The organism is Actinocrinis sp. (genome assembly GCF_035946395.1).
Lineage (GTDB): Bacteria > Actinomycetota > Actinomycetes > Streptomycetales > Catenulisporaceae > Actinocrinis.
The window spans coordinates 1-8,284 of sequence record NZ_DASYZI010000240.1 but is presented as its reverse complement, the minus strand read 5'-3'; the positions used below and the strand labels follow the sequence as shown (position 1 = coordinate 8,284).

Annotated in this window: 8 protein-coding genes; 4 read left to right on the top strand and 4 right to left on the bottom strand. The window is 66.9% G+C overall.

Annotated features, from left to right (window positions below; genetic code table 11):
* Positions 1 to 564: 564 nt before the first annotated feature.
* The 3 genes from VGS97_RS14840 to VGS97_RS14830 all read left to right on the top strand — a co-directional run bounded on the left by VGS97_RS14840 (position 565) and on the right by VGS97_RS14830 (position 4,219).
* Entirely contained in the window at positions 565 to 1,755 is a 1,191-nt protein-coding gene (locus tag VGS97_RS14840; RefSeq protein WP_326854077.1) for an alpha/beta hydrolase, read from the top strand.
* Positions 1,756 to 1,764: 9 nt separating this feature from the next.
* Positions 1,765 to 3,087, top strand: coding sequence for a glycosyltransferase family 2 protein (locus tag VGS97_RS14835; protein WP_326854076.1), 1,323 nt, complete (start codon positions 1,765 to 1,767; stop codon positions 3,085 to 3,087).
* Positions 3,088 to 3,157: 70 nt separating this feature from the next.
* A complete protein-coding gene (locus VGS97_RS14830; protein ID WP_326854075.1) occupies positions 3,158 to 4,219 on the top strand; it encodes a glycoside hydrolase family 26 protein in 1,062 nt (353 codons plus the stop codon).
* Here VGS97_RS14830 and VGS97_RS14825 read toward each other — a convergent pair.
* From VGS97_RS14825 to VGS97_RS14810, 4 genes are all read right to left on the bottom strand, one after another.
* Positions 4,191 to 5,765: a glycosyltransferase family 39 protein gene (locus VGS97_RS14825; protein WP_326854074.1), complete on the bottom strand. Its 1,575-nt coding sequence runs from the start codon at positions 5,763 to 5,765 to the stop codon at positions 4,191 to 4,193. The genes VGS97_RS14830 and VGS97_RS14825 overlap by 29 nt on opposite strands.
* A 124-nt stretch (positions 5,766 to 5,889) precedes the next feature.
* A complete protein-coding gene (locus tag VGS97_RS14820; protein WP_326854073.1) occupies positions 5,890 to 6,594 on the bottom strand; it encodes a flavodoxin family protein in 705 nt (234 codons plus the stop codon).
* 121 nt (positions 6,595 to 6,715) lie between these two features.
* The gene (locus VGS97_RS14815) at positions 6,716 to 6,910 is read right to left on the bottom strand and encodes a hypothetical protein (protein ID WP_326854072.1); all 195 of its coding nucleotides are present in this window, start codon (positions 6,908 to 6,910) and stop codon (positions 6,716 to 6,718) included.
* A 146-nt stretch (positions 6,911 to 7,056) separates the two neighbouring features.
* Positions 7,057 to 7,326: a hypothetical protein gene (locus VGS97_RS14810; RefSeq protein WP_326854071.1), complete on the bottom strand. Its 270-nt coding sequence runs from the start codon at positions 7,324 to 7,326 to the stop codon at positions 7,057 to 7,059.
* A 616-nt stretch (positions 7,327 to 7,942) separates the two neighbouring features.
* Between VGS97_RS14810 and VGS97_RS14805 the strand changes: the two genes are divergently transcribed.
* The coding region (locus VGS97_RS14805; RefSeq protein ID WP_326854070.1) for a hypothetical protein at positions 7,943 to 8,284 on the top strand (342 nt) is incomplete at its 3' end.

Here is an 8,284-nt window from a genome sequence, read left to right as displayed (position 1 = left end):
GCTCACGCAGACGCTGCCGACTTATGACACGGTCGCCGAAGCTGCCACGAGTGCCAGGAGGCTGCCGAGTACCTGAATCTGAACCTGCTGCGGGCCCGTGGACGTTACGTCCCCGGGTGGCGGCATCTCTTGCGGCTTCGGGCGTACCTCGGACGGACCGGAGCCCCGACGCGCGAGGATAGCTTCTGGGGGACGGGGCGTGGGCGTCACTGTCCTGAGGCCGCTGCGCGTGATGGTGGACGGCCCGAGACACCAGTCGCCTCGGTGCGCGGGCGGGCGATGCTGGCTTCGCTGGGCTCATCGGCGAATCAGACCGCGTCGATTCCCCGGCTGATCAACGCCGTGTGGGTCGAGCGCCCCCACCGCCGTGCCGCTGCCGAGCAGCCGAACGCGTGCCTTCCGGATGTCCGAACCCTGTTCCGGATTCCCATACGCAACAGTGTCGGGTCGTCCTCTACTCGGCCTCTGCACGGGCTCTACGCTGAACCCGAGGACGGCTTGATGTGCGATGCTCACTGGACGACTTATGAGTAGTCCGTCGAATGTTGCAGATCGTACGTTACGATGCGCTCTGCATCGGCGAAGGAGCGCAACCCGACCGTGAATCCCAACAGCTCGGCGCTGGTCGCCCTGACGGCCATCCTCGCGGCCGCGTTCTTCGTCGGCTCGCTGCGCGTCTGGCCGAAGCTCGCCAAGCGCAGCGCGGACCACCTGGCCGGTCGAATAGGTCTGCTGCTCGCGACGCAGCTGTCGATGCTCGCCGCCTTCGCGGCGGTCGTGAACAAGCAGTTCGATTTCTACACGAACTGGGACGACCTGCTCGGCATCGTCGGCACCGCCGCCGCAGTGACCGGCACGACGGACACGGGGACCGCCGCGAGCGTCATCGGCCCGCAGATCACCGTGCACGGCTCCGGCGGCGCGGCCGTGGTCGGGGGGTCGGATCCCTCCCGGTACGGCGAGATCCAGTACGTCGTCATCCACGGGTTGCGCACTGGCCTGTCCGAGGGCGCGCAGGTCTACCTGCCGCCGGAGTACTTCCAGAAGTCGTACGCGAAGACCCAGTTCCCCGCGTCGATCGTGATCGCCGGTTATCCGGGAACGGCCGACGAACTGTCGTCCAAGCTCGGCTATCCCAAGCATCTGCTGACCGACATCCATGCGAAGCAGGCCGTTCCCATGGTGCTGATCATGGTTTCGCCGGAAGTCGTCGGCGGGCGGGACACCGAGTGCACGGACGTGCCGGGCGGGCCGCAGACCGAGACCTATCTGGCGCAGGACGTACCGACCGCGATCACCACCACGTACCGGGTCATGACGTGGGCCAAGGGCTGGGGGCTCACCGGCGTGTCCACCGGCGGCTACTGCGCGCTGAAGGTGGCGATGATGAACTCCGACCGGTTCGCCGCCGCCGCGGCCATCTCAGGCTACTTCGGCGCGTTGCAGGACCACACCACCGGAACTCTTTACGCGGGCAGCCAGGACGTGCGCAACGAGAACGACCTGCTGTGGCGGATCGAGCACCTGCCGTCCCCGCCGATCAGCGCCCTGCTGACCACGAGCAAGGACGGCGAGGAGAACTATCAGCCCACGATGCAGTTCGCGGCCCTGGCCAAGTCGCCGATGCTGGTGAACACCCTGATCGAGCCGCAGGGCGGGCACAACTTCGCCACCTGGAACCTGGAGATCGGTCCGAGCCTGGCCTGGCTGTCCACGCACCTGGCCACGCCCCGCCTCGCCGCCGCGCCGAACTAGCGGGGGCCGATGCTCGCCTTCCTGCTGGAACTGCGCCGCTGGTGGTTCGACGGCGAGTTCTATCCCTTCGCCGCGTTCATGCTGCTGGTGTGGACGGTGTGGGTCATCAGGGTCGTGCTCAAGCGCCAGTATCGGCCTTGGCTGCGCCCGTGGATCGGCACGACCTCCGTGATCATTCCGGTGGTCGACGAGCCGGAGGACCTGTTCCGCGACGTGCTCTCCCGGATCGTGGGCCAGGGCCCGAGCGAGGTCGTGGTCGTGATCAACGGTCGGCGCAACGAGACGCTTGAGAAGATCTGCGCCGACGTCGGGGTGCGCTGGGTGTGGACCGAGACGCCGGGCAAGCGCAACGCGCTGCGCATCGGCCTGGAGCAGACCCGCGGCGAGGTCGCTGTCCTGGTCGACTCCGACACGATCTGGACGCCCGGAACGCTTTCCGAGCTGGTCAAGCCCTTCCGGCATCCGCGCGTCGGCGGCGTGACCACCCGGCAGCGCATCCTCGATCCGGAGCGCTCGATCCTGACCCGGTGGGCGGACTGGCTGGAGAGCGTGCGCTGCGAGTACTCGATGCCTGCGATGAGCGTGCTCGGCACCGTCGGCTGCCTGCCGGGGCGCACCATCGCGTTCCGCCGCCAGATCCTGCTCGACTGCATGGACCGGTTCCTCAGCGAGAAGTTCCTCGGCGTCTTCCTTGAGGTCAGCGATGACCGGACGCTGACCAACTACACGCTGATGGCCGGGTACAAGACCGTGTATCAGTCCACGTCGCTGGTCTACACCGACGCACCCCTCCAACTCAAGAAACTGATCAAGCAGCAGTACCGGTGGGCGCGCGGCTCCCAGTACAACACGCTGCGGATGATGCCGTGGATGCTGCGCGAGGCCCGCTTCCTCGCCCTCTTCTACGGGCTGGACATCCTGGTGCCGTTCGTACTGCTCGGCACGCTGGCCTCCTGGGTGGCCGCGGCGGCGACACACCGCGTCCGCCCGCAGATCTACGGGCTGCTGCCGTTCTCCGGCGGCGGCCTGGGATCGCTGTTCTTCATCCTGGTGCTCGGCGGCAGCCTGTCGCTGCTGTCGCTCTCGACCCGCTTCGGCAGGCACTTCGCCCAGCGGCCCGGCGACATCCTGTTCCTGCCGCTCTTCATGGCGATCAACACGGTGATCCTGCTGCCGGTCCGGCTGCTCGGGTTCTTCCGCTGCGCCCACAACGCGGGCTGGGGCACCCGGGCCGACAGCTTCGCCGGCGAGAGCGCGCGCAACCCGCTGGTCGCCGTTCCCTACCTGCTCGGAACCATCATCCTGGCGCTGGCGGTGTACATCAGTGTTTAGATTTTCTGCGCGACGCGGCGACGCGCTCGGCTCCCACGCGCGTGGCGCCGAGTCGCGGGTGCGGATCTGGATGACCGTCAACATCTTCCTGCTGGCGTCTTTGACCATGCTGGTGATACACACCTCCGGGCGCATCGCGGCGGCCACCGCGTCGACCGCGGCGCAGGCACATGCTTCCGCAGGCGCGAACGCGTCGATCACGGGGCACACGGGCACCACGATCGCGACCAACATCCCGTCGAAGGCGCAGATCCTCGCGACGCAGGGCAAGTACTTCGGCGTCGCCGAACCGGGCATGCCGTGGTCGTCGAGCGCGGGCACCCAGCTGGCGCAGACCGCCGGGGTCCCGCCGGACATGGTCGAGTACTTCGTCAACTGGACGCAGGACTTCAGCGCGGTGCCGGTTCAGGATGCTTACGCGCAGGGCATGCTGCCGGTACTGACCTGGGAGCCCTCGCCGGGCGGCAACGCGCACACGACGCAGGTGAACTTCCCCGAGTACTCGCTGTCCACCATCATCAACGGCTCGCACGACGCGTACATCGTCAAGTTCGCCGACGCGGTCCGCGACGCGAAGTGGCCCGTGGCCATCCGCCTCGCCCACGAGATGAACGGCAACTGGTACCCCTGGTGCGAAGGAGTCAACGGCAACACGGCGGGCCAGTATGTCGAGGCCTGGCGGCACATCCACGACGTCTTCAGCCGCGAGCACGCCGACAACGTGATCTGGGTGTGGGCGCCGAACATCATCCGCAGCGCCAGTACGCCGATGGCGGAGCTCTACCCCGGCGACGCGTACGTGGACTGGATCGGCCTCTCCGCGTACGACGTGACCGAGCACACCGCTACACAGCTCATCGAGCCCACGCTCCGGCTGATCCGCGCATTCACCGCGAAGCCGCTGCTGATCACCGAGCTCGGCAGCCAGCCCAGCGCGTCCAAGGCCGCCTGGACCGCGGACTTCCTCAGTTGGCTGCCAAAGCAGAGCGACGTGATCGGCTTCATCTGGTTCGAATACACCCGGGCGCAGGGCGCGGGCACCGACTGGGGTTTCGACACGGACACCGAGACGCTCGCCTCGTTTCGCCTCGGCATCCAGCCGATCAAACTCGTCGTGCTGCCACTCGAATAGCGGCCGGTGCCACCGGCCCCACGGAACTCACGTGGAACGCAGTGGCCTGCCTCACTCCGAGAATCCCGAGCGGGAGCAGCGCCGCACACAACGCACCGACCGCCATTGCACGCCACACCGCACCACGCCTGCCTACATCACCGCAGACCGATGCGAGGAACCCGCCTGCGGCGACGGCCGCGAACGCCCCGCTGACGGCGCAGTGCGACATCGCGCCGTCCATCGAGTGCCAGCGCAGCTGGTTGAGCGGGGCGATCAGCCCACTGACGCACAACGTCGCGCGCACCGCGAGCTCGGTACGCGCGGCGCCTTGGCGCCACACCTGCCATGCCGCCACGGCGACGCTGAGCAACGCCACGGCCAGCACCATCCCAAGCCACTGTCCGGCGTATGTGACTATCGGCCCGTCGCCGGACCTGGACGCCGACCGGTCCAGCACAGTCGCGGCGATTCCGGTGTAGGCCGGCGCGCGGCCGACGAGGAGGGTGATCTCCACGAGGACCCCGGCCACCAGGGCGGCGCGCTGCGCGTTCCACGACCGCGAGTTCTTCCATGCGTCGTAACCCGGCCCGGCAAAGGCGATCAACGCGAAGATCACGGGATCCCACAACACCGTGATGTACGACGTCCAGTTGGCCGCGAGCATCAACAGCGGCGCGAGCCACACGGCGTTGCGCCCGTCGGCGTAGGCGAACCGCACCGCGAAGCAGGCCGACCACGCCAGCAGGCAGACCGCCGGAGTGTCGTAGGTTCCTGACACGCCAAGATGCGCCGCGGGGCCGAGCCCGGCGAACAAGCCGGCCGCGAGCGCGCCCGCGAGCGGTCCGTAGAGCCGCCGCGCCGTGCTGTAGACACCGACCATGGCAAGCAATGCGAACAGGAGATTGATGAACTGCACGGCGTGGGCCCTGCCGACCGCGTCGAGCGCCGCGACGAGAACCGGGTAGAGCACCGGGGCGCCCGGCAGCACGGTCTCGTACCGGGTGATGTGCCGGCCGTGCGACAGATACGCGATCTCTTCGTGCCCCGCCCGCACCATCGCGGCCTGATCGGCCGAGTTGGCTCCCACACCGAGACCGAGCCCTGCCACCCGCCACGCCAGCGCTGCCTGAAAGGCGGCGATCACGATCAGGACGAGAGTCTCGCGGATGATGAGCGAACGCATCGCCCCGCGGTCCTCGACCACCGGCTTGTACCGCGGCAGGATGATCGTGACGGCTTCGGCGCCGGGAGGCATCAAGCGCAGCGGCCCGGTCGCCCACAGGTCGTCGTTCAGATCCAGCGGGCCACCGCCGGAACGCCGCTCCTCATCCCCCTGCCCGTCGACGACTACCTGCTCGCCGACTCCCTGCTCCTCGCCGACCTCCCGCTCATCACCTTCCCGCCCATCAACGCCCTGCTCATCAATGTCCTGCTCATCGACACTCTGTTCATCGACATCGTGCCCGTCGACATCGTGCCCGTCGACGCTCTGCTCATCGACGCCCTGCTCATCGACATCGTGCTCGTCGACTTCCACCGCTGCGATGGACGGTCGCGGCTCCATCTCGCGGTCGCACCCCTTTTTGCAGTTATGCAGTAGAGAATCAGAGGCTCGGTCGCTACGTTGGCGCAGCGATCCCCGCCGAATTCTCGCATCACCGCTCTGCTTTAGCGCACGATTGCCGCAGTCACCGGTACTCGGGATTGGGGAAGTCGAACCGGGCCCCGGCGTCCCAACCGCTGCGCTGATTGCCGTGTGCGGGAATCCCGTCGGCGTCCTTGAGCATGCGGGCCAGGTGCAGCAGGTTCCAGGTCATGAAGGTGGTGTTGCGGTTGGTGAAGTCGTTCTGCGGTCCGCCGGAACCGGGGTCGAGATAGGACGGTCCGGGCCCGGCCTCGCCGATCCAGCCGGCGTCGGCCTGCGGAGGAATGGTGTAACCCAGATGCTGAAGGCTGTAGAGCACATTCATGGCGCAGTGCTTGACGCCGTCCTCGTTGCCGGTGATCAGGCAACCGCCGACCCGGCCGTAGTAGGCGTACTGCCCGGCGTCGTTGAGCAGATGTGAGCAGGCGTACAGGCGCTCAATGATCTTCTTCGTCACCGAGGAGTTGTCGCCGAGCCAGATGGGACCCGCGATCACCAGGATGTCGGCGGGCAGCACCTGCTCGCGATAGAGGGCCGGCCACTGGTCTGATGCCCAGCCGTGTTCGGTCATGTCCGGCCACACACCGGTGGCGATGTCGTGGTCGACGGCACGGATCACCTCGACCTGCACGCCCTGCTTCTCCATGATGGCGCGGCTGATGTCGATCAGGCCCTGAGTGTGCGAGAGCTCAGGGGAGCGCTTGAGCGTGCAGTTGATGAACAGCGCGCGCAGATCGTCGTATCTCACAGATGCTCCAACGGTGTCGGCCTGAAGGCAGGAGGCGGAGTGCTGAATCGGTGACGCTCGACATGATGGTCCGTCTCAGCGCGAACCTGTGGCCTTCACGGCTTACCGAGTTGTTACGACACTACTTGAAGAGAGCAGTTGCCAGGTACAAGACGACACCGAGTGCGGCGAAGCCGACCAGAATGATCAGGCAGGAGGTAAGCGACATCAGCAGGAAGTGGCCCAGGCGCACCAACGGATACCACTCGCCGTAAGGGCGCTCGAATGACGAGTCCGACTCGTACAGCTCATCCGACGCGTCCGATACGTCCGGCACGTTCCGGCCCCGGACCGAAGTGGCACGGACTGCGCGAGTGGTGCGGGCATGCGGGCTGGGCATCGGCGGCCTCCGAACTGGCGGTGCATATCGGTCTCGGTACCCGGTGTCTCGACGTGGCGGTCTTGCGCCGCCCGAGAAGTGCGTCATCGTGCGGTTGTGCGTGAGCGTGTGACGCCAGGCCGTCGGGCGGCGCGGGCGCGGTGCCGGATGCCGAGCAGGCTCAAAGGTGTCGTCACCAAAGTGAGCAGAAGGAACTGACCCGGCCCAAGGTCATCGGTGAGCGCACGAAGCAGGGCGACGGGCGCGCCGGCGGCAGCGATCCCGTAACCGAGCGCGGCGAAGACCTGCTCGCCAAGCGACTCTCCCGTCGACTCCTGCTGCACAGCCGACGACTCGACGTTCGACGACGTCACGCGCTCCATCCCCCAGCCCAGCGATGCCAACGGCGTTCTACAAGTCCGTAGAACTTCTACAATAGTGTAGATGATGAGTGACGGGGAAGATGCGAAGATGTATGGACTCTGACGATCGGTCGGCCGACGGCGCAGGCCACCACAAGAACAAGTCAACACATCTTGGCGTCATCTGCGGTCAGACTCCGGAAGATCCGCGTCCGCCACCTCACGTCGTGATCTCCGTAAGTCTCGCTTCGCATTCGTAGCACTCGTATCTGGCGTCTACCGGGGCCGTCGCCACATCGATTCGGCATGGACAGCGCACTCGGTCACCACGACACTGCGTCTCAGCGCCCTCACGCTCTCGGGCGGGGCGGACAGCTGCCGGGCAGCAAGCATGAACGGTCGCCTGTACGGCGACGATCATCTTCCCCTAGGCATGTACCGACGAGGTCAGCACGGCGCAAGGCTCAGCCTCGTGCAAGAAGAGCCACAGACCCACCCCAACCCAACCAGTGCTCAACGGCGACGAAGGAGGTACATGCGCGCTCACCCCGACGTCTATGTAGAACGCTCCTCACGGCTGCGCTGGCGAGTTGTGTGTGCTGTGCTGGGTCTCGGTCCAGCCGTTGCGATGTTCTTCAGCGTTCTGAGTGACCCGCGCAACGGCGACGGCGCCCGCTTCGGGTCGCTCGGTCCGGCCGTCATTGGCGCGGTCGGTGCGCTGATCGTGATCGGCGGCCCGGTCGCCGCTGCGTACTACTTCGCGTTCAGCGACACGGACGCCAACGGCGTGCGCTTCGCCGTCGACCGTGACGGGATCTACCTCGCCCGGGTGATGGGCGGACCGGTCCCATGGACACAGGTGGCCGAGGTCATCACGTTCGATTACTTCGATGGCAGAGGCGAGACCGCGGGGTGGACCTCGGCGGTGACCGTGCGGTTGATCGGCAACCCGCACCATGCCAATCCGGAC

Coding starts and splice junctions, on each gene's coding strand:
- VGS97_RS14840 (WP_326854077.1), top strand. CDS start 565: ATGCGCTCTGCATCGGCGAAGGAGCGCAACCCGACCGTGAATCCCAAC.
- VGS97_RS14835 (WP_326854076.1), top strand. CDS start 1,765: ATGCTCGCCTTCCTGCTGGAACTGCGCCGCTGGTGGTTCGACGGCGAG.
- VGS97_RS14830 (WP_326854075.1), top strand. CDS start 3,158: ATGACCGTCAACATCTTCCTGCTGGCGTCTTTGACCATGCTGGTGATA.
- VGS97_RS14825 (WP_326854074.1), bottom strand. CDS start 5,765: ATGGAGCCGCGACCGTCCATCGCAGCGGTGGAAGTCGACGAGCACGAT.